Source organism: Archangium lipolyticum (assembly GCF_024623785.1).
GTDB lineage: Bacteria > Myxococcota > Myxococcia > Myxococcales > Myxococcaceae > Archangium > Archangium lipolyticum.
The window spans coordinates 146567-166947 of record NZ_JANKBZ010000012.1 but is presented as its reverse complement, the minus strand read 5'-3'; the positions used below and the strand labels follow the sequence as shown (position 1 = coordinate 166947).

Below are 20381 nucleotides of genomic sequence, written 5' to 3'. Positions count from 1 at the left end.
CCCTTCTCTCGATTCGTCTGGCCGCCCATCCGCATCAGCACTGGCGACCGTGTTTGCCGCTGTCGTCTCGTTGACGGCTTGCGGCGGTAATGGCGGAGACATTGTCTCCTCTGGCGGGTCCTCCCCGCCCGCGGCGCCTGGAACGCCCAACGTCCCGGTGACGCCCGCTCCGCTCGGCACTGGCGTCATGGCCGACTACACGCCGCTCTACGCGGCCGATACGCCCATCGTCGAGCAGCTCCAGTACACCGAGCCCGACGGTACCCTCGTCACCTTCATGGGTGCTCGGCCCACCGAGCGCCATGCGCGTGAACGCGGCGAAGCCTGGGACGCCCCCGACGTAGGCCCGGGGCGGTACTTCACCTTTCCCACCTTCTATTTCCAGAACCGGACATTCGGTCTCGAAATCCGTGACGAAGTGCCCGCCGGCCGTCAGCGCATCGAGGTGATCCTGCACGTCAATGACGGCACGTTCAATGGCACCACCTTCAGCCTGTTCCGCAACATCAACAATCCCAATGTGCGAGACTTTGGCTGGTCGCTGAACTACGGCTTCAATAATCCAGAAGAGGGCAACAAGCCCATCTGCCACGCGGGTCAGCGCACGTGCAAGATGTCCTTCACGTCGAACTGGCGTACGTCCCCGCACAGCCCGCTGAAGATTGGCGACAAGATCGAGCTGGCCCCCGCGCCGCGCCTGCAGAGCCCCGCCATCGACGGCGGTGGTGAGCGCTACTACTCGTTCGAGCAGCTCTACGTGGTGGGCAAGGGATTGCGCCCCTGGTACGGCATCGTCCCCAACCTGGATTCCGAACCCCTGCCTGACTCCACGCTGCTGGGTGGACAGGCCAGCGTGTCCTACAACTACTCGGAAGAGCCGCACCGGGTGTTCCAGCAGATGGCCAACAACATCGGCATCGGCAACACCAAGCGGTTCGTGCAGGGACGCCGCCTGTTCCACACCTCGTTCGCCGATGGCAAGCACTCCGAGCACCCGAACACCAACCCGGTGTTCACCGAGCACGTGGGGCAGCTGGGCCCGCGCTACAACCAGGCGCGCTGCATCGAGTGCCACACGGCCAACGGCCGCAGCCCCGCTCCGGTCCTGGGTGCGCGGCTCGACACCCTGTCGGTGCTCACCGGTGTCGTGGGCGCCAACGGCACCGTGTTGCCAGACCCCACCTATGGCCTGAACGTGCAGCAGCGGGCCGCCTCCACGACCGCCCCCGACTACGGGGTCAGCGTGGCGTCCTACGAGAAGACGGTGCGCACGCTGGCCGGTGGCGAGCAGGTCGAGCTGGTCAAGCCCGTCTACACCTTCAAGGGGCCGGTGCCGTCGCTCTACTCCGTGCGGCAGGCCCCGCAGGTCATCGGCATGGGCCTGCTGGAGGCCGTGGCCGAGCCCACCATCCTGGCGCTGGCCGATCCCAATGACGCGAATGGCGATGGCGTGCGCGGTGTGCCGCACTGGGTGAATGATCCCGAGACCGGCAAGGTGCACCTCGGCCGCTTCGGCTGGAAGGCCACCAAGGCGAGCCTGCGTCACCAGGTGGGCGATGCGCTCGTCAAGGACATGGGCGTCACCTCGCCCGTGTTCCCGTCGCGCAGCTGCCAGCAGGGCGCGCCCGACTGCCGCGCCAGCACCGCCTCCACGGCGGTGTCGGAGACGGAGCTGCAGCGCATGTCGGACTACCTGTCCCTGGTCGGTGTGCCGGCCCAGCGCAGCCTGCGCAGCGGCTACCCCGAGGGCATCCGCGTCTCGCCGGAGCACAATGTGAACCCGCAGCTCATCGAGCGCGGCAGTGCGCTCTTCGCCCAGGCCCGTTGCACCTCCTGCCACACCCCGCAGATGAACACGGGCAACACCCACCCGTTCGCCGAGCTGCGCAACCAGACCATCCGCCCGTACACCGATCTGCTGCTGCACGACATGGGTCCGGAGCTGGCCGACACGCTGACCGAGGGCCAGGCCGGCCCGAGCATGTGGCGCACGGCGCCGCTGTGGGGCGTGGGGTCGCTGAAGTACGTGCAGGGTGGCGTGCAGAACGTGCGCTACCTGCACGACGGCCGCGCCCGCACCCTGACCGAGGCCATTGTCTGGCACGGCGGCGAAGCGACCGCCAGCCGCCAGTTGTTCGAGGCGTTCACGCCGGAAGAGCGCGCGGCCGTGATCGCCTTCCTCGAGTCGCTGTGACCTGACAGTGAAACGGGCTGGAGACTCTCGCGTCTCCAGCCCGTTCTCATCGTAGAAGAAGGTCCGGAAGCGAGACTCGCCCCGGAAGCCCTTCAGCGCGGTGCGTAGCCGCAAGATTGAAGGGAATGGGCCGGGGCGCGGGGTGTTGGGGCCCGACTTCCGTTCAGGGGCTCGCCTTCCATATGACATCTCAGAACCGACGTATCCCGGGTGCCGCGCGCGTGGTGCTCACGGCCAGTGCATCCGCCTTGTTCGCCGCGTGTGCGACTTCCGCTCCGATGGACAAGGCGGCCGGACCGGCGCCCGTGACGCCGCCTCCCGCGGCCACGGCCACTCCGGCTTCTTCCCCGAAGCCCACCTACGGCAGCTTCGGTGTCGATACCGCGGGGATGGACCCCTCCGTCGCGCCTGGAGACAGCTTCTACCGCTTCGTCAATGGCAAGTGGCTCGAGAAGACGGAGATCCCCGCGGACCGGCCCAGCTACGGCATGTTCACGAAGCTCGCGGAAGAGGCGAGCCTCCGCACGCGCGCGCTGATCGAGGAAGCCGCGAGCGCCAACGCGCCCGAGGGCAGCGAGGTCCGCAAGATGGGCGACGCCTTCGCGAGCTTCATGGACGAGGCGGCCATCGAGGCCAGGGGCGTGTCACCGCTCCAGCCCGAGCTCGGTCGCATCGCGGCCATCACCACCCGGCGCGAGCTCGCCGCCGCCCTCGGAGACACGCTGCGCGCCGACGTCGATCCGCTCAACATGGGCGATGTCTCCACGGACCGGCTCCTGGGTCTCTGGGTGGCCGAGGACCTGAACGACCCGTCGCGCTACGCCGCCTATCTGTTGCAGGGCGGTCTGGGCCTGCCGGATCGCGACTACTACCTCGTCGACAACCCCAGATTCGTGGAGGTGCGCAAGCAGTACCAGCAGTACATCGCCAACCTGTTGCGCCTGGCGGGCCTCACCGACGTGGAGGCCAGGGCCCGCCGCGTCTTCGAGCTCGAGCGCGACATCGCGCGGGTCCACTGGGCCCAGGTGGACACGCAGGACGTGGCCAAGACCAACAACCCCTGGAGCCGGGAGGAGCTCGCGCGGCGCGCGCCCGGCCTCGACTGGGACGCCTACCTCGGCGCCGCGGGCCTCGGACAGCAGCGCGAGCTCATCATCTGGCAGCCGAGCGCGGTGACGGGGATCGCGCGGCTCGTCGGTAGCGCGCCCGTGCAGGCGTGGAAGGACTACCTGGCCTTCCACGCCATCGCGCGTGCCTCGCCCTTCCTGCCCAAGGCCTTCGTCGACGAGTCCTTCGCGTTCAATGGCCGGGTGCTCTCCGGTGCGCAGCAGCTGCGCGAGCGCTGGAAGCGCGGCGTCGACTTCACCGGCGAGGCGCTGGGTGAGGCCATCGGCAAGCGCTACGTCGAGAAGTACTTCCCGCCGGAAGCCAAGGCGGAGGCGGACAAGATGGTCCGCAACATCGTCGCGGCGTTCGGCCAGCGCATCGACTCGCTGGCGTGGATGTCTCCGGAGACGAAGGCTCGCGCGAAGGAGAAGCTGGCCACCCTCCAGGTCGGCATCGGCCACCCGGACCGGTGGCGTGACTACTCGGCGCTGGAGATCGTTCGCGGGGATGCCTACGGCAACGCCGAGCGTGCCTCCCGCTTCGAGTATCGGCGCAACCTGAACAAGCTCGGCAAGCCAGTCGACAGGTCGGAGTGGTTCATGGTTCCGCAGCTCGTGAACGCGCTGAACTCTCCCCAGCAGAACTCCATCATCTTCCCGGCGGCCATCCTGCAGCCGCCCTTCTTCGACCCGAACGCCGACCCGGCGGTGAACTACGGCGGCATCGGCGCCGTCATCGGGCATGAGATCATCCACAGCTTCGACGACCTCGGCGCGCAGTTCGACGCTCGCGGCAAGCTGGCCAACTGGTGGACGAAGGAGGACGCCGACAAGTTCAAGGCCGCCGGCCAGGCGCTCGCCGCGCAGTACAGCGCCTACCGCCCGCTGCCCGATGTCGCGGTGAATGGCGAGCTGACCCTCGGTGAGAACATCGCCGACGTCGCCGGTGTGGCCATCTCCTACGACGCCTACCGGCTGTCGCTGGGTGGAAGGCCGGCGCCGGTGATCGACGGCTTCTCCGGTGAGCAGCGCTTCTTCCTCGGCTTCGGTCAGATCTGGCGCAACAAGTACCGCGAGCCGACCCTCCGCCGCATCCTGCTGACGGACGGACACTCACCGGGCGAGTACCGCGCCTCGACCGTGCGCAACCTCGACCCCTGGTACCAGGCCTTCGGCGCCGCTCCCGGGCAGACGCTCTACCTCGCCCCCGAGCAGCGCGTGCGCATCTGGTAGGAACGCGAGGGCCCGCCGTGACACATGGCGGGCCCCCGTGGGTCCAGGAAGCTCAACCGCAGGTGCCGCAGTCCTGTTTGCAGCCGTTGGCGCGGTCGGAGTTGCCGCAGGACTCGGTGGGCTGGCAGGTGCCGTCCCCACACGTGTAGATGTCCAGCGGGCGGATCCGGGTGGTGATGGGCAGGTAGTTGACACCATTCCGGGTGCACCGCGCGAAATACGTCCCCGTGGGGTCATGCGTGCAACTCGTGTGGCAGCTGCCGATATGGATGAGCGGTGGGCACTCGTTGCTGCCCGAGAGAGCGCAGGCGCGCAGGCTGCTTTGCGACGGGGTCAGCATGCCCTGATCATTGCCGACGAAGACGCCCTCTCCGTTGAAGAGATTGCCGAAGAAGCAGGCCTCCCTCTGCGTATGGCTCGACAGCTCCGAGTCCGTGGTGGGGATGTGCTGTCCCTGCGCGTTGGTGCCCAGGAGAGAGACGGTGACGCTGCGGCCGTATTTGTTGACGAGGGCACCCAGGCACGCGGTGACGACCTGTTGCTCCGCCAGGGTCGCTGGCAAGCCGCTCGACCACCCCGGTGCCAGCCCCATCTGACCGGGCCACACATGGGTGGACGTGCCATTCGTATACGTCCGAGTCTGCCCGTTCGGGACGGCGCAACGGACCAGGTACTTCATGAAGCGGTTGGATTCCGCGGGGTGCTGCTGGAACCAGGAGGAGAAACTGCTGCTCGACAGGCCGTTGAAGGCCAGGCCGTTGAAGGCCAGGCCATTGAAAGCCAGGCCGTTGAAGGCCAGACCGTTGAAGGCCAGGCCATTCGCATCCTCGAGAGCCTGGATGTCCATGCCGCCGGGCTCAACGGGTGTGTTGGCGGGCTCCTCCACCGGGCCACACCCTCCCAGGAGTGTCAGCAGAATCACTCCGAACGACTCGAGGTGCTTCATGGTCTTCTCCCCCAGAGCCCGGAACTGGATGCTTCACTCCCGAGAACTCGGACATGAAGGTGGGCTCCAAGAGAAAGTGTCACTGTATTTGTTTCGGAGGAATACACACCGGGGCGTCATTCACCCTGGAAGTGTCGTCCGTGAACGCGCACCCCGTGGCATGGACGACAGTGTGAGGCCGCGCCGTCAAGCATTGGATGATCCAGATTGTCTTTAGAGGCGGCGCTTGAGCTCGCGGGCGACCACCTCGCAGCCGGGCGTATACCGGCCCTGGATCGCCTCCAGCGCGCGCGCCAGTGTCAGCTCGGCGATGCGTTCGTGCCGCTGCGGAATCGAATTGACGCGCAACGGCAGGAAATCGAGCAGGCGCTCGTCCCCGAACGTCCCCATCCGCAGTGTCCGCGGCAGGCCCGTGGGAAACTCGAGCAGCACGTCGAGCACTCCCTGCATCAACGTGTACGAAGAGGTGAGCAGCGCGTCCGGCAGGCCGTGGGTGGAGAGCAGCTCGCGCATCAGCCGGGCGCCGCTCTCGCGGTCATAGCGGGCTCCGGTGGCCTCATGCACGTGCTCGATGCGTCCCGCGACGGCCCGCCGGAAGCCCTCACGCCGCTCGACGGTGATCGAGAGCGTGGCCACGGCGTCGAACCAGGCGACACCGCGGGTGTGCTCGTCGAGCACCGAGCGCGTCAGCTCCTCGGCGGCCACCGTGTTGTCGCTCATCACGCAGACGAAACGCCCCGGGTCCAGCGCCCGGTCGACCGCGATCACCGGCGTGCCGGCCGCCATCCACTCCGTGTAGAACGGATCCCCGGCCGGCAGCGCGCTCGCCACGATCAGCGCATCGCAGCGCCGCGCACGCAGCATCAACGCGAGCTCCCGCTCGGTCCGCTCATCATCCTCGGAACCGACGATGAGCAGCTGGTAGCCCTCGCGCCTGGCTCCCTGCTCGAGCAGCTTGGCGAGCCGGGCGTAGCTGGTGTTCTCCAGGTCCGGAACGATGAGGCCAAGCGTGCGGCTGGCGCCGCGCCGCAAGGCCGCCGCCTGGGCGTCGATGCGGAAGTTGTGGTGCCTGGCCACGGCCAGGACCCGCTCCACGGTCGTGGCACTGATGCGGCGCGCCTCGGCCTGGCCATTGAGCACGTAGCTGGCCGTCGTCCTCGAGACGCCAGCCAGGCGAGCGATGTCCGCCAGGGTCATCTCCAACCTCCCCTGATGCTCCGTCGTGCGCCCTGGTTTTCCGGGTTTCGGAAATTTCGGGCACGGTCCAGGCATTCAACGTATACAGGTGACACGATTCAGCACGACGGCTATAAGCGGCGTTACAGGAGATTGCAACCCATGCTTACGCTGACTCGGGACGATGTCCGGCTCGGTTGCCGCGCCGCGGATTGGAAGGCGGCGTTGGCCCAGGCCGCCGAGGCGCTGGTCGAAGCCGGACGCGTGTCGCCTGAATATGGCGAGGGGCTGCTGGCCCGCGAGGCGCAGTCCTCCACCTATCTGGGCAACGGCATCGCCATCCCGCACGGCACGCCGGAGAGCAGGCGCTACGTGCGCTCCACCGGGGTGCGCGTGCTGCAGTTTCCCGAGGGGGTCGCGTGGCACGACGGCTCCCGGGTGAACCTGCTGGTGACGATCGCCGCGCAGTCGGACGAGCACCTCGACATCCTGCGCCAGCTCACGCACGTGCTGGATCGCGAGGGCGTGGCGCGGACGCTGGCCAGTGCGAAGAACCCCGACGATGTGATCGCCACGCTGTCGCGTGTGCGGGAGAAGGCGAGACTCGACGCGGAGACGCTCTGTCTGGGCCTGCCGCTGCGAGACCGTCTGGAGCTGGCGCTGGCCGCGGCGGCGCGCTTGCGCCACCTCGGGTGTGTGGAAGCGAGCTTCGTCGCGGCGATCGCCGGGCAGCAGCCGGTGCCGCTGGGCCATGGCCTGTGGCTCGCGTTCGGAGCCTCCGGCGTCAGGTCCCCGGCCCTGGCCCTGGCGACGCCCGAGCGGCGCCTCCGTGATGACGCGGGAGAGGTGGCGGGGGTCTTCTGTCTGGCGGCGCATGGCGACGCGCATCGCGCGCTGCTCGAGAGGCTCGACGGGCTGCTGTCGCGCGGTGACGGCGAGCGGCTCGATGCGTTGCCCGCGGAGCAGATCCTCTCGCGCTTGTCCGGCGAGTCCGCGCGGGCGGAGACAGCCCGCGTCCGCCTGCTCAACGCGCACGGTCTGCATGCGCGGCCAGCCAGGGAGCTGGTGCAGGTGGCCCGGGCCCAGAGTGCGTCGATCCGTGTCCGCCTGCTGGAGGGGCAGGGTGAGGCCGTCTCCGTGACCAGCCTGACCCAGGTCCTCAGCCTTGGCGCGCGGCGCGGCCAGACGCTGGTGTTCTCGGCCGAGGGGGAGGGGGCCGCCCAGGCCGTCTCGGCGCTGGTCGACGCGGTACGTGGTGGCCTCGGAGAGCCGGTGACGCCACTCACCGAGGCGCGCGAGGAGATCGCTCCTCGCGTCACCGCGAAGGAGCCGGTCGTCGCTCCGGCGGCTGACGAGGCGCTGACGGCCGTCCCGGCCGCGCCGGGGCTCACGATCGCCCCCGCCTACGTGCTGCGCATGCCGGAGTTCCGTTATCCCGAACGGGCGGACGACTCCGCTCGCGAGCGTGAACGGCTCGATCGCGCGCTGGCGGGCGCCCGCCAGCAGCTCGAGGCCCTGGTGCAGCGGACCGTCGGCGGCGAGGTCTCGCAGATCCTGTCGATCCACGCGGAGATGCTCTCGGACCCGGCCCTGCGCGATACGGCCCTCGAGGCCATCGGCGAGGGCGCGTCGGCCGAGGCGGGCTGGTGGCGGGCGATCGACACCGCGGCGCGCGCGCAGGAGGCCCTCGCGGACAGGCTGCTGGCCGAACGTGCCGCGGACCTGCGTGACGTCGGCCGCCGCGTGCTCGGCCTGCTGTGCGGCGTCGAGATGCCGACTCCGCCGGAGCATCCCTACATCCTGGTGGCCGATGACGTCGGGCCTTCCGACGTCGCGCGGCTGGAGACGGCGAAGGTGCGAGGTCTCGTCACCGCGCGCGGCGGCGCCACCTCGCACAGTGCCATCCTCGCGCGGGCGCTCGGCATCGCCGCCGTCGTCGGGGCGGGGGAGCGCGTGCTGGCGTTGACCTCCGGTGTCGAGCTGATCGTCGACGGCGAGAATGGACGTGTCGTCGCCTCTCCCAGCCCGGTCCGCCGCGAGCGCACCGAGCGGCGCATGGCCGAGCAGGAGAGCCTCCAGCGCGCAGCCCACGGCCGGCGCCACGAGGAGGCGCGCACGCTCGATGGCCACCGCGTGGAGGTCGCCGCCAACCTCGGTAACACCGCGCATGCCGCCGACGCCGTGGAACGGGGGGCCGAGGGCATCGGGCTGTTGCGCACCGAGTTCGTGTTCATGGAGCATCCCCAGGCGCCGGATCTCGCGACCCAGATCGCCGAGTACAAAGAGGCGTTCGACGCGTTGGGAGGCCGTCCGCTGGTGGCGCGCACGCTCGATGTCGGCGGCGACAAGCCGCTGGCCTACTGGCCGATGCCGCACGAGGAGAACCCGTTCCTCGGTCTGCGCGGTATCCGTCTGACGCTGACGCGGCCCGAGGTGCTCGAGACGCAGTTGCGTGCGCTGCTGACCGCCGCTGGTACCCGGCCGGTGCGCATCATGTTCCCGATGGTCAAGGACATCGACGAGTTCCGCGCGGGCAAGGCGATCTTCGACCGGGTCCAGGCCGAGGTGAAGGCCACCGACGTCCAGCTCGGCGTGATGATCGAAGTGCCATCCTGCGCGCTGCTCGCCCCCTCGCTCGCGAAGGAGGCTGACTTCTTCTCGATCGGCACCAACGATCTCACCCAGTACACGCTCGCCATCGACCGGGGCCATCCCCAGCTGTCCGCGCAGTCCGATGCGCTCCATCCGGGCGTGCTGCGGCTCATCCGCTTCACGGTCGAGGCCGCCCATGCCGAGGGCCGCTGGGTCGGCGTCTGCGGTGAGCTCGGCTCCGATCCACAGGCGATTCCCGTGCTGGTCGGCCTGGGCGTCGATGAGCTGTCCGTCAGCAGCCGCCGGGTGCCCCTGGTGAAGGCCCGTATCCGCGAGCTGACGCTGCCTCGGGCGCGAGAGCTGGCCGAGCTGGCGCTGAAGCAGCCGACCGCCGCCGCGGTGCGCGAAGCCCTGGAGGCCGCCTGATGGCCCGCGTCCTGACGCTGACGCTGAACCCCGCCCTGGATCTCGCGATCCGTCTGGGGCCGATCCGGCTCGGGGAGGTCAACCGGACCGAGAGCACCCGGCTCGATGCCGCCGGCAAGGGCATCAACGTGGCGCGTGTGCTCGTGGGGCTGGGGCATGACGTCACCGTGTCCGGCCTGCTCGGCGCCGACAACGAGACGGCTTTCGTGCGGACCTTCGCCGCGTGCGGACTGCGCGACGCGTTCATCCGGGTGCCGGGCGAGACGCGCATCAACGCGAAGCTCTCCGAGCCCGACGGGCGTGTCACCGACCTGAACGGGCCGGGCCCCCTGATTCCAGCGCACTCCCTGGACGCGCTGACCGAACGTCTGGGCTCGTTGCTGCCCGGACTCGACGCGGTCGTCCTCTCCGGCAGCCTGCCGCCGAACGTTCCTCCCGAGAAGCTCGCCGGCCTCATCCGCATGGCTCGCGAGCGCCAGGTTCCGGTGTGGCTCGACACCAGCGGAGCGGCACTGGTGTCCGGGCTGGCGGCGCGGCCCACGGCGGCCAAACCCAACGAGACCGAGCTGGCCGACTGGGCGGGTCACCCGCTCGACGATTTCGATGCACGTCTCCAGGCGGCGCGGCGGCTCAACGCCGAGGGCGTGGACGAGGTGCTCCTCTCCGTCGGTGCCGAGGGCGTGCTCTGGGTCTGGCGCGGCAACGCGCTCGTGGCCGTACCGCCACGGGTCCAGGTCGCCAGCACCGTGGGCGCCGGAGATACGCTGCTGGCCGGCACGCTGCACGGTGTGCTGTCCGGTTGGCCGCGCGAGCGAAGCCTGCGCTTCGCGACGGCGCTCGCCGCCGAGTCCGTGCGCCATGTCGGCGTGGGCGATCCCTCCGCCGTGGACTTCGAACTGCTCCAACAACAGACCTCCGTGGAGAAGCGCTGATGAACGTGATCCTCGTCACGGCCTGCCCCAGTGGCGTGGCCACGACCTTCCTGGCCGCCCGTGCCCTCGAGCGCGCCGCGGCCCGGCGCGGTTGGAAGGCGTCCGTGGAGATGCACAGCCAGCTCGAGCCGTTCGTCCCGCTGGACAGCGCCACGCTCGCCGCCGCGGAGCTCGTCGTCGTCGCGGCGAGCGCGCCGGTGGATCTCGCGAGGTTCGTTGGCAAGCGCGTCCACCAGGCGCCCATCTCGGAGGCCCTGCCGGAGCCGGACGCGTTCCTGACGCGCGCCCAGAAGGAAGCCACGACGTTGACTGCGGCCGCCGCCACTGGCGACACGGAGGCCGGGCCCGCCGCGCCACAGCCGTCCGCCCCGGGCAAGCAGAAGATCGTGGCCGTCACCGCCTGTCCGACCGGTGTGGCCCACACGTTCATGGCGGCCGAGGCGCTGAGCCAGGCCGGGCGAGGGCTCGGGTATCCGATCCGCGTGGAGACGCAGGGCTCGGTGGGAGCGCAGGACGCGCTGACAGAGGAGGAGATCCGCGAGGCGGAGGTGGTGATCCTGGCCTGCGACATCGAGGTCGACCCCTCGCGGTTCGCCGGCAAGCGCGTCTTCCGGACCTCCACCGGCGCCGCGCTGAAGCACGCGGGCCAGACGATCCACGATGCCCTGGAGAAGGCGCAGGTCCACGGTGGCAAGGCGGAGGGGCAGGCGGCCCGGAGCGGCGGTGGCGAAGCGGGGGGCCAGCGTGGACCCTACCGGCACCTGCTGACGGGAGTGTCCTTCATGCTCCCCATGGTCGTCGCGGGCGGCCTGTTGATCGCGCTGTCCTTCGTGTTCGGCATCGATGCCGCCCAGGAGAAGGGCTCGCTGGCGGCGGCGCTGATGCAGATCGGCGGTGGTGCGGCCTTCAAGCTGATGGTGCCGCTGCTCGCCGGCTACATCGCGTATTCGATCGCCGACCGGCCCGGGATCGCCCCCGGCATGATCGGGGGTTACCTGGCGAGCGAGCTGGGCGCGGGCTTTCTCGGCGGCATCGCCGCTGGCTTCATCGCGGGCTACTCGGCCCAGGCGCTGAGCCGCCGCGTCAAGCTCCCGGCGAGCGTGGAGTCGTTGAAGCCGATCCTCATCATCCCGCTGGTGGCGAGCCTGATCACCGGGGTGGTGATGATCTACGTCATCGGCACGCCGGTGGCCGCCATCATGTCGGCCGTCACGACGTTCCTGACGAACATGAACTCCGGCAACGCCATCCTCCTGGGCGTGCTGCTCGGCGCGATGATGTGCTTCGACCTCGGGGGCCCGGTCAACAAGGCGGCGTACACCTTCGGGGTCGGTCTGCTGTCGACGGGGGCGGGAGCGCAAGGTCCCATGGCCGCGATCATGGCGGCGGGCATGGTGCCACCCATCGGCATGGGCATCGCGAGCCTCATGGCCAGGGCCAAGTTCTCGGAGCCGGAGCGCGAGGCGGGCAAGGCCTCACTGGTGCTGGGCCTGTGCTTCATCTCCGAAGGGGCGATCCCCTTCATGGCGAAGGATCCCCTGCGGGTGATTCCCATCTCCATGATGGGCGGAGCGCTGACGGGCGCGATGTCGATGTACTTCGACGTGCACCTGATGGCTCCCCACGGCGGACTGTTCGTGTTGCTGATCCCCAACGCGGTCAGTCACGTGCTGCTGTACCTGCTGTCCATCACCGCCGGTTCGCTGTTCGTGGGGGCCGGGTACGCGCTGGTCAAGACGGGCAGGGTGGAGCTGCCGGGCACGACGGCGGCGGTCAGTCAGGGCTGACCGCCGCGGGACGGACTCCGGTCCGGTTCGTTACTCGGCGGCCGCCTGGTCCAGGCCGCCCTCGGCCATCAGGCCCGCGAGCTCGGCCTTGAGTTTGTCCTTGGCGCGGATCTCCAGCTGGCGGGCGCGCTCACGCGAGAAGCCGAAGTGCGCGCCCAGCTCGCTCAGGGTCATCTCCGCGTCGCCCATCACCCGGTGCTCGATGATGAAGCGCTCGCGCGGATCCAACCGCGTCAGCGCCCGGCGGATGCACTCGCGGGTGAGGTCGGCCTCCTGCCGCTCGGCCACCTCGTCCGCCTGGGAGGAGGACTCCGACTCCACGAAGTCCAGGTGCGTGGCGTCGCCTTCCTCGCCCACGGGGGCGTCGAGCGACAGGTCACGCCCGCCCATGCGCTGCTCCATCTCGCGCACCTCGGAGGCCTTCACGTTCAGCTTCCGGGCGATCTCCTCCGCGTTGACGACGTGGCCGTCACCGGCGCCGAGCTTCTCCAGCTCGCGGCGGGTGCGCGCCAGGGCGAAGAACAGCCGGCGCTGGGCCTGGGTCGTCCCGAGCTTCACGAGGCTCCAGTTCTTCAGCACGTAGTTCTGGATGTAGGCGCGGATCCACCACACCGCGTAGGAGATGAGGCGGATGCCCTTGTCCGGATCGAACTTCTGCACCGCCTTCATCAGGCCGATGTTCGCCTCCTGGATGAGGTCGGACATCTTCAGGCCGTAGGAGCGGTACTCGTAGGCCACCTTCACCACGAAGCGCAGGTTGGAGGTCACCAGGTGGTGGCCCGCCGCCAGGTCACCCTGACGGAAGCGGCGCGCCAGGGCCTGCTCCTCGGGCTGCGAGAGCAGCGGGTACTGGTTGATCTCCGACAGGTACGTGGAGAGGGAGTCGACGGAGGAGAAGGAGGAGGAGGCCTGCATGGTGGGTCTCTCGGGCAAAGGACGGGGGGACGTCGTGACTGCGTGCCAGATGTCCTTAGCAACGCCGATGCCAGGGCTTCGGGAGGACGTTCTCCAGCGAATCCAGGCACTTGCACCGAGACAGCTCCATGCTTAAGGCTGAAGACGGGTAGTTTTTACAGGGTGCCGCGCGGGGGAGACTCCACGGATTTCAGTCCCTTGTGTGGTCCAGGGTGCGACAATCATCCCGAGTGGCGCCGCTCCCGGAGCGGGCCGGGCGGTCCGCTCCCCCTCCTGTCAGGTACAGGAGAGTCGAGGCCGGCGCCGAATCACAAAGAGGGGCGCCTTCCGTCATTCTCCAGGAGCGCCCTCGCTCGAGGCGCGACACCGCCCATCGGGAGACGGTGGGCTCGGGGGAAGGGTATGCGCGCGGCATCGAGGCTCGGGGTGTTCCTCCTGTTGGCGGTGGGGGTGAGCGGTTGCCCCAAGCCGCAGATCCACCGGTTCACCGCGACGCCTCCCGTGGCCTGTCCCGGCGACGAGGTCACGCTGCACTGGGAGACGGATGGAGCCGTCCGCCTCTCGGCCACTCCCGAGGTCCAGGGGCTCGGCTCGAAGGACGACTCGGGGAAGCAGGCGGTCACCATCAGCGGGCCCACGCGCTTCCGCCTGGAGGTCTCCCGCGTCTTCGGACTGAAGAAGGAGATGACCGAGAGCGAGGTGCTCTCCCCGCCGAAGGACCTGGAGTACGGCATCGTCGATGCGGAGGGCGAGGGCCACTTCACGTGCTCGGCCCAGGCGGGGGGGCTGGAGTCCTCCTTCCAGCTGGACGGCGCTCACATCTCGCCCAACGTGCGCATCGGGCAGGTGAGGAACATGAATGTGCGCTCGTTGGTCATCCACAAGGGCGAGGTGTCCGAGACGGTGGGGGAGGGCGCGGCGGCGCCGGGATTCGAGGGACAGCCCGCCCAGGGGCTCTGGCGGCTGCGCGTTCCGCTCGAGGAGGGGGAGAGCTGCGAGGACGCGCTCGAGTCGGTGGATGGCCGGTTGATCATCAAGCTCCAACTCTCATGCCCGAGGTGAACCCATGGCCGCGCTCGACGAGATCCGGACGATTGTCGTCCTGATGATGGAGAACCGATCCTTCGACCACATGCTCGGGCACCTGTCGTTGGAGGACCCGACGCGGGACGTGGACGGACTGCGGGAGCCCGACACGAATCCTCGCTACGCCAACGTCTTCCAGCACCGCATCTACCGGCCCTTCCTGATCGAGGACGAGGCGTCGGTCATCCGGGATCCACCGCACAGCCGGCACCTGGTGGACGTGCAGATGGCGAGGAGCCCCAGCGGGAAGAAGTACCGCATGTCGGGCTTCGTCGAGGCGTACTTCCAGTACACCCAGCATCAGGCGGAGCGGCCACCGCCGATGGGGTACTTCGATTCGCGAGGGGCGTGGATGACGTCCTTCCTGGCGAAGGAGTACTGCGTCTGCGATCGCTGGTTCACTCCCCTGCCGTCGGACACGCAACCCAACCGCTGCATGGCCTTCACGGGAACCACGCTGATCGAGGACACGGGGTCGAGGCTCATCCCGCACCGGGAGCATGTCTTCGACTGGCTGAACAAGCGGGGCATCCGGTGGCGCGTCTACCATGACGGGCCTCCCTTCTTCCTGCTGTTCGGGAGGTTCCAGGAACTGGTGGGGATGAAGTACCGCCCCATCGAGGAGCTCGCCCGCGACATCCAACGCGAGGACCCGGACGAGGCGCCGCAGGTCATCTTCATCGAGCCGCGCTACTTCGACTTCTTCTGGTCGGACGTGCCGGCCAACTGCAACCATCCGCTCGCCCTCGTCGCCCATGGGGAGCTGTTCCTGCACCGGGTGTATACGGCGCTCACGAGCAATTCGGAGAAGTGGGCGCGGACGCTGTTCCTCCACACCTACGACGAGCACGGCGGCTTCTTCGATCACGTCCCGCCGCTGCCCATCGAGAACCCTCCACCCCCCGGGGCGACGTTCACGACAGGGTTCAAGACGACGGGGCCACGGGTGCCCGGGTTGATCATCTCCCCCTGGGTGCAACCGGGAAAGGCCTTCCACGGCAATCTCGATCACACGTCGATGCTGCAACTGATCGCCGAGAAGTTCGGATCGGGTCCAGAGGATTACTCGGCCTCGGTCAACCACCGGAGGGCTCAAGGCATCCGGAGCGTGGCCGAGGCGCTCGCCGACGCGCCGGTCCTCCGGTCCATTTCCACTCCCGCGCCACGACCGGGACCGACCACGCCCTCGATGAAGCGGCCGCCCCGGTCGTCCAACGAGCGTGCCTTCCAGCTGGCCGCCCTGGAGTTGTTGAAGCACGAGGGGCCCATCGCGACATCGGCGAAGTACCCGGATCTGGTGGGTGCTCCGTTAACGACTGACACGCAGCCGGGTTGACCCGAAATAATCAAGGTCCGGCTCTCTAGAGGCGTTTCCTCCAAGCGCGTCCAGTTCACACGGGCGCCCCCTCTCGAAGGAGAGCCGGCATGTTTCTGCATCGCTGGAGGACCGCGGTCCTGACGGGCCTGCTGTCCCTCATGGTCTTCTCTTCCACGGTGCACGCGCAGACCGTGGACTGCACCGGGTATTCCCAGTGGAACTCCTCCACCATCTACAACCCTGGGGATCGGGTCGTCTATCAAGGCAATCTGTACGAGGCGCTGGTGGCCATCTGGACGGCGGATCCCGTCTGGGGCACCGCCAGTGGTTGGTACAAGCTGATCGGACCCTGTGGCACCGGTGGTGCCGACACCACCGCGCCCTCGCAGGTGTCGGGATTGCGCTCCACCGGCAGCACCAGCTCCCAGGTGAGCCTGGCGTGGAACACGGCGACGGACAACGTCGGCGTCACCGGCTACATCGTGTTCCGCGATGGCACACAGGTTGGTACGACGACGGGCACGGCCTATACGGACACCGGTCTTTCGGCCTCCACGCAGTACAGCTACACCGTCAAGGCACGCGATGCCGCGGGCAACCAGTCGGTGGCCAGCACCGCTCTCTCCGTCACCACGGCGTCCGTCAGTGACACCGTCCCGCCCTCGCAGGTGTCGGGATTGCGCTCCACCGGCAGCACCAGCTCCCAGGTGAGCCTGGCGTGGAACGCGGCGACCGACAATGTTGGCGTCACCGGCTATATCGTGTTCCGCAACAGCACGCAGGTCGGCACGACGACCGCCACGGCCTTCACGGACACCGGCCTCGCGGCCTCCACGCAGTACAGCTATACCGTGAAGGCACGCGATGCCGCGGGCAACCAGTCGGTGGGCAGCACCGCCCTCTCCGTCACCACTGCGCCCGCTGATGGTGGCAATCCAGACACCTCCTGGCACCCGAACTACCTCGCGATCGGCACCGTCTACGAGCCCTTCACCGGGACCGACGGATTCTTCGCCAAGGTGAATCCTCACTTCCCCTCGGGCAAGCGCATCAACTACGGCTACCTGTATCTCAATGGTGGCTCCCAGTTCAGCGAGTGGCACAGCCGCGCGGATCGCCTCGCCCGGAAGAGCAAGGAACAGGGCATGACGCCGATCTACGTGGTGTATGGGATTGGTGGCAACACCGACAGCCCGGCGGTCGTCTGGGGCAACATCCAGAGCTCCGCCTTCCTCTCGCAGTACTTCCAGGGGCTGCGTGACGTGGGCCAGACCGCCACGTCCATCCTGGGCACGGGCCGGGTCGGCTACGTCATCGAGCCCGATACCCTCGGCTACATCCAGCAGCAGTACTCGTCGCAGTATGGCGGTGACCCGTCTCGCATGCCCGCCGCCACCTATGCCGCGTATGACTCCGGCGTGCTCCAGCGTGGCGTCGATCCGGATTTCCCGAACACGCTGACCGGGCTCGTCCAGAGCATCAACTACACCCTGCGCAAGTACACCCCGAAGGCCTTCCTCGGCTGGCAGCTCAACCTCTGGGCCGCTCCAGGTGCTCCCTCCACCGGCATCATCCACTCGACCGAGGTGTATGGCTTGGAGGCCGGCAAGGCCCGCATCCAGGAAAACGCTCGCGCCAACGCGGGCTTCGCCCTGAAGGCTGGCGTCAAGTATGGCAATGCCGAGTTCATTTCCATCGACAAGTACGGCCTGGATGGCGCTGGCGCGGCCGGCGCGAACCCGAATGACCCGGCGAGCTCGCTGTGGTTCTGGAACGCGGACCTCTGGAACAACTACCTGCTGTTCGCCAGGACGCTGAAGGAGACGCTCTCGCTGCCCGTCGTGCTGTGGCAGGTCCCCGCTGGGCACATCAATGGCACCCGGCACCCCAGCCCCACGGCCTACAACCCCTCCGGCACGTTCCCGGACCTGAACAACTCCGTGCAGCACTATGAGGAGTCCGCGTCTCCGTTCCTGTTCGGTGACAGCTTCACGCTCTCGGGCAACAGGCTGAGCTACTTCTCGAAGAACGTGTGGAACGATCCCAAGGTCTCGGTGAGCGGGAGCACGGTCACCTGGGGCTCCCACATGCAGGAGGCCGCCAACGCCGGTGTCGTCGCCATCCTCATGGGCGCGGGCGTCGGGGTGAGCACCCGCGCCATCCCGCAGCCGGGCAGCTACCCGGAGAGCGAGCCCACCGAGAACTACTACTGGATCACCCGCGTCCAGCAGTACCTGGCCAACCCGACGCCGCTGCCCTGAGCGTCATTCGTCCACGGAATGAAGGGAGCGCTCTGGACGGGGCGTTCCCTCCACCTCCACCCGCTGGCCCTCGCGCACGGCCTGCTCGGAGACGACGGCGGATCCACCGCCCCCCGGACATTGGACCTGGTAGGAGCCCCGGGCCAGCACGTCGGCCTCGCGGGTGTCCCGGGTGGTCGGGTAGGCCACGCGCAGCAGGAAGGTGCCGTCCGCGCCAGCGGTGGTGCGCGGCTCGTACCGGAGCGTCTGGCCTCGGGCTGTCTCCAAGTCCAGCAGGGCCGTCACGGGCGCGTGCGGGTCGCAGTGTCCGCGTAGCTCGGCTCCCTTCACCACCTCGAACAGCCGGGCATAGGGCCTTTCGGGGTATTTCCGGCGTGACTCGGCCGAGTCGTGCACCAGCCGGAAGCGGGTGCTCGCGGCACGCTCTCCAGTGGCCAGGCCCGCGTGCTCGTAGAGCCAGGGAGTGATGGTGCCGGTCAGCGGCTGGTGGGGACGGCCAATCAGGTCTCCCACCGGCGTGAGCAGCAGGTAACGCGCGGACAGCTCCTGGAGGAGGGCATGGGCCTCCTCTTCCGAGGTGGCTGCGAGCACGGCCGTGGCCTGGGCATTGGCGCGCTGGTGCACGGGGACCTGCGAGAACGGCGTGGCCACCGCGGGGCGCTCGGCCCAGAGGACCAGCAGGTGCCCCATGTCGTACTGGGCGACGACGCCCCAGGCGGGGCGGGCGTGCACGTCCCAGGGGAGCGAGGGCGCCGGGGTGTGCTCTCGCATCCAGGCCATCGTGGAGCGGACGGGGGCCATGGGGCTCGCGTCGGGCAGGCGCGGGTGGGGGAGGGCCTCGGAGAGCAGGGGCAGCCCCATGAGGACCAGCAGGGCGGTCGAGGCCCGCCGGGGGAGCGGGCGCATGTCGCGCAGGGCACCCGTCAGGCTCGCGGCGATGAGCAGGGCTCCACTGCCCGTGAGGGCCTGGGTGAAGCGGGCCTGGAGGAGGGCGGCGGCGCCGAGCGAGAGCGCACCGAGGACGAGCGGTGCCAGGGCGACGTCCCGCTCCTTCCAGAGGCGCACGCTCGCGACGGCGAGTCCCACCGGTAGCAGGAGGAGGACCGGGCCGAGCAGATCGCGCGCGAACTCCGGATCCTTCCAGAGCGGGATGGACTCCATGACCATGGCGAGGAGCGGATCTCCGAGCATCAGGTGGTGGAGTGCGCGGGACAACTCCGGGACGAGCGGCAGGGCGCAGGGGAGGGCGAGGCCGAGCTGGAAGGGCCAGCCGCGGCGGCGCTCGAGGAGCGTGGCGAGCCCCGACGCACCGGAGAGCAGGGCGAGGGCGAAGAGGGGCTGGAAGGAGGTGAGGCCGTGGTAGGCGAGGGACAGGGGCTCGCCGAACGACACCACGCCCAAGGCCAGCACCCCGGCGGCGCCCAGGCCCATGGCGAGCCCCACGCGGCCCACGTCAGGGCCCTCGGTCCGGCGATCCAACAGGGCGGCCAGGGGCAGGGCGGCGGCGAGACCCGGCATCAGGACGAAGCCGCTGGTGGTGAGCAGGGGCGCGAGGCCCAGCACCGCGCCCGTGGCCACGCCGAGCCGGGTGTCGCGCGTGCGGAGGGCTCGCCCCAGCAACAGCGCGCAGAGGGCGGCGAGGGTGGGCTCGTGGACGTGGTGGTCCGCGTTGCCGAGCGCTCCGGCCATCACGCCCGCGGGCACGAGGGCCAGCAGGGCGAGCATGGCGAGGGCCACGGTGCCTCCCAGCCAACGCCGTACGAGCAGGGCGAGCAGGCCCAGCTCGAGGAGGGCGAGCACGGGGTCCACCCATGCGGCGGCGCGCTCGGGATCGGCCGGGCCGAGCGCGAGGAAGAGGGCCACCGTCCAGGTGTGCAGGGGCGGCCAGATGATGGAGGCGCCAGTGGGGTGGTTGATGTACGGGTCGAAGGACTCGAAGCGGGGGAAGGCGAGCCGCTGGAGGTGGGCGAAGCGGACGTAATAGTGGGAGTCGGTGGCGACGAGCTCCACCTGGTCGCCGACGAAGACGTTGTGCCAGTCCGCGAGGCGGGCGGAGAGAGCGAGTGCGAGCAGCACGGCCCAGGCCAGCCAGAAGACAGGGGTGCGCCAGCGGGAGTTGAGGGGGGCGGGGGTCAACGCCCGGCGAGTCTACCAGTGCCACCCCGGGGGTGCATGGCGGCTGTTGGTGCCGGAGCCACAGCGCCGTGTCCTCGCGTGTTGCCCGCCAGTCCACTCCCTGGGGGCTCCGTGCGCCTCCTCCCTCTGAGGCGCGCCGTGCGGACCCGGCGGCACGCGGGTTGCTCTTGTGGACCTCCGGCCGCTTATCCGGGGAGTCGCACCTTCGCCGTGTGTCCCTGGAGTCCCCGATGAGCTGCTGGTCTCGCAACCCCGTTGCAGCGGTGTCTCAAA

The 20381-nt window shown here is 69.1% G+C and carries 12 protein-coding genes; 8 read left to right on the top strand and 4 right to left on the bottom strand.

The window, feature by feature from the left end:
• Positions 1–157: 157 nt before the first annotated feature.
• Both NR810_RS25480 and NR810_RS25475 read left to right on the top strand, forming a co-directional pair.
• Positions 158–2194 carry a di-heme oxidoreductase family protein gene (locus NR810_RS25480; RefSeq protein WP_257456076.1) on the top strand — a complete coding sequence of 679 codons (2037 nt, stop codon included), beginning with the start codon at positions 158–160 and terminating at the stop codon, positions 2192–2194.
• A 182-nt stretch (positions 2195–2376) separates the two neighbouring features.
• Entirely contained in the window at positions 2377–4533 is a 2157-nt protein-coding gene (locus NR810_RS25475; RefSeq protein WP_257456075.1) for a M13 family metallopeptidase, read from the top strand.
• 52 nt (positions 4534–4585) lie between these two features.
• On the opposite strand, the gene NR810_RS25470 is transcribed toward NR810_RS25475, so the two are convergent.
• A complete protein-coding gene (locus tag NR810_RS25470; RefSeq protein WP_257456074.1) occupies positions 4586–5479 on the bottom strand; it encodes a hypothetical protein in 894 nt (297 codons plus the stop codon).
• 213 nt (positions 5480–5692) lie between these two features.
• Positions 5693–6676: a catabolite repressor/activator gene (gene cra / locus NR810_RS25465; RefSeq protein ID WP_257456072.1), complete on the bottom strand. Its 984-nt coding sequence runs from the start codon at positions 6674–6676 to the stop codon at positions 5693–5695.
• Between the two features lie 141 nt (positions 6677–6817).
• Between cra and ptsP the strand changes: the two genes are divergently transcribed.
• The 3 genes from ptsP to NR810_RS25450 are packed head-to-tail and all read left to right on the top strand — an operon-like array spanning position 6818 to position 12392.
• On the top strand, positions 6818–9673 hold the full coding sequence (gene ptsP, locus NR810_RS25460; protein WP_257456071.1) for a phosphoenolpyruvate--protein phosphotransferase: 2856 nt from the start codon (positions 6818–6820) through the stop codon (positions 9671–9673).
• Positions 9673–10605: a 1-phosphofructokinase gene (gene pfkB, locus NR810_RS25455; RefSeq protein WP_257456069.1), complete on the top strand. Its 933-nt coding sequence runs from the start codon at positions 9673–9675 to the stop codon at positions 10603–10605. The genes ptsP and pfkB overlap by 1 nt, the downstream gene beginning before the upstream one ends.
• Positions 10605–12392, top strand: a complete 1788-nt coding sequence (locus tag NR810_RS25450; protein WP_257456068.1) for a PTS fructose-like transporter subunit IIB — start codon at positions 10605–10607, stop codon at positions 12390–12392. Before pfkB ends, NR810_RS25450 begins: the two co-directional genes overlap by 1 nt.
• Positions 12393–12422: 30 nt before the next feature.
• Here the strand turns inward: NR810_RS25450 and rpoH are convergent, their stop codons facing one another.
• Positions 12423–13307 carry an RNA polymerase sigma factor RpoH gene (gene rpoH, locus NR810_RS25445; protein ID WP_257456066.1) on the bottom strand — a complete coding sequence of 295 codons (885 nt, stop codon included), beginning with the start codon at positions 13305–13307 and terminating at the stop codon, positions 12423–12425.
• Positions 13308–13709: 402 nt separating this feature from the next.
• On the opposite strand from rpoH, the gene NR810_RS25440 reads away from it, so the two are divergent.
• The 3 genes from NR810_RS25440 (at position 13710) to NR810_RS52210 (ending at position 17972) form a co-directional block, all read left to right on the top strand.
• On the top strand, positions 13710–14369 hold the full coding sequence (locus tag NR810_RS25440) for a hypothetical protein (protein WP_257456065.1): 660 nt from the start codon (positions 13710–13712) through the stop codon (positions 14367–14369).
• Between the two features lie 4 nt (positions 14370–14373).
• On the top strand, positions 14374–15729 hold the full coding sequence (locus tag NR810_RS25435; RefSeq protein ID WP_257456064.1) for an alkaline phosphatase family protein: 1356 nt from the start codon (positions 14374–14376) through the stop codon (positions 15727–15729).
• Positions 15730–15818: 89 nt separating this feature from the next.
• Positions 15819–17972: a fibronectin type III domain-containing protein gene (locus NR810_RS52210; RefSeq protein WP_306818504.1), complete on the top strand. Its 2154-nt coding sequence runs from the start codon at positions 15819–15821 to the stop codon at positions 17970–17972.
• Positions 17973–17975: 3 nt separating this feature from the next.
• On the opposite strand, the gene NR810_RS25425 is transcribed toward NR810_RS52210, so the two are convergent.
• A complete protein-coding gene (locus tag NR810_RS25425) occupies positions 17976–20108 on the bottom strand; it encodes a glycosyltransferase family 39 protein (RefSeq protein ID WP_257456063.1) in 2133 nt (710 codons plus the stop codon).
• Positions 20109–20381 lie beyond the last annotated feature (273 nt).

Excerpts from the sequence above, each read along its gene's own strand:
- NR810_RS25475 (WP_257456075.1), top strand. The coding sequence starts at position 2,377 with ATGACATCTCAGAACCGACGTATCCCGGGTGCCGCGCGCGTGGTGCTC.
- NR810_RS25470 (WP_257456074.1), bottom strand. The coding sequence starts at position 5,479 with ATGAAGCACCTCGAGTCGTTCGGAGTGATTCTGCTGACACTCCTGGGA.
- cra (WP_257456072.1), bottom strand. The coding sequence starts at position 6,676 with ATGACCCTGGCGGACATCGCTCGCCTGGCTGGCGTCTCGAGGACGACG.
- ptsP (WP_257456071.1), top strand. The coding sequence starts at position 6,818 with ATGCTTACGCTGACTCGGGACGATGTCCGGCTCGGTTGCCGCGCCGCG.
- pfkB (WP_257456069.1), top strand. The coding sequence starts at position 9,673 with ATGGCCCGCGTCCTGACGCTGACGCTGAACCCCGCCCTGGATCTCGCG.
- NR810_RS25450 (WP_257456068.1), top strand. The coding sequence starts at position 10,605 with ATGAACGTGATCCTCGTCACGGCCTGCCCCAGTGGCGTGGCCACGACC.
- rpoH (WP_257456066.1), bottom strand. The coding sequence starts at position 13,307 with ATGCAGGCCTCCTCCTCCTTCTCCTCCGTCGACTCCCTCTCCACGTAC.
- NR810_RS25440 (WP_257456065.1), top strand. The coding sequence starts at position 13,710 with ATGCGCGCGGCATCGAGGCTCGGGGTGTTCCTCCTGTTGGCGGTGGGG.
- NR810_RS25435 (WP_257456064.1), top strand. The coding sequence starts at position 14,374 with ATGGCCGCGCTCGACGAGATCCGGACGATTGTCGTCCTGATGATGGAG.
- NR810_RS52210 (WP_306818504.1), top strand. The coding sequence starts at position 15,819 with ATGTTTCTGCATCGCTGGAGGACCGCGGTCCTGACGGGCCTGCTGTCC.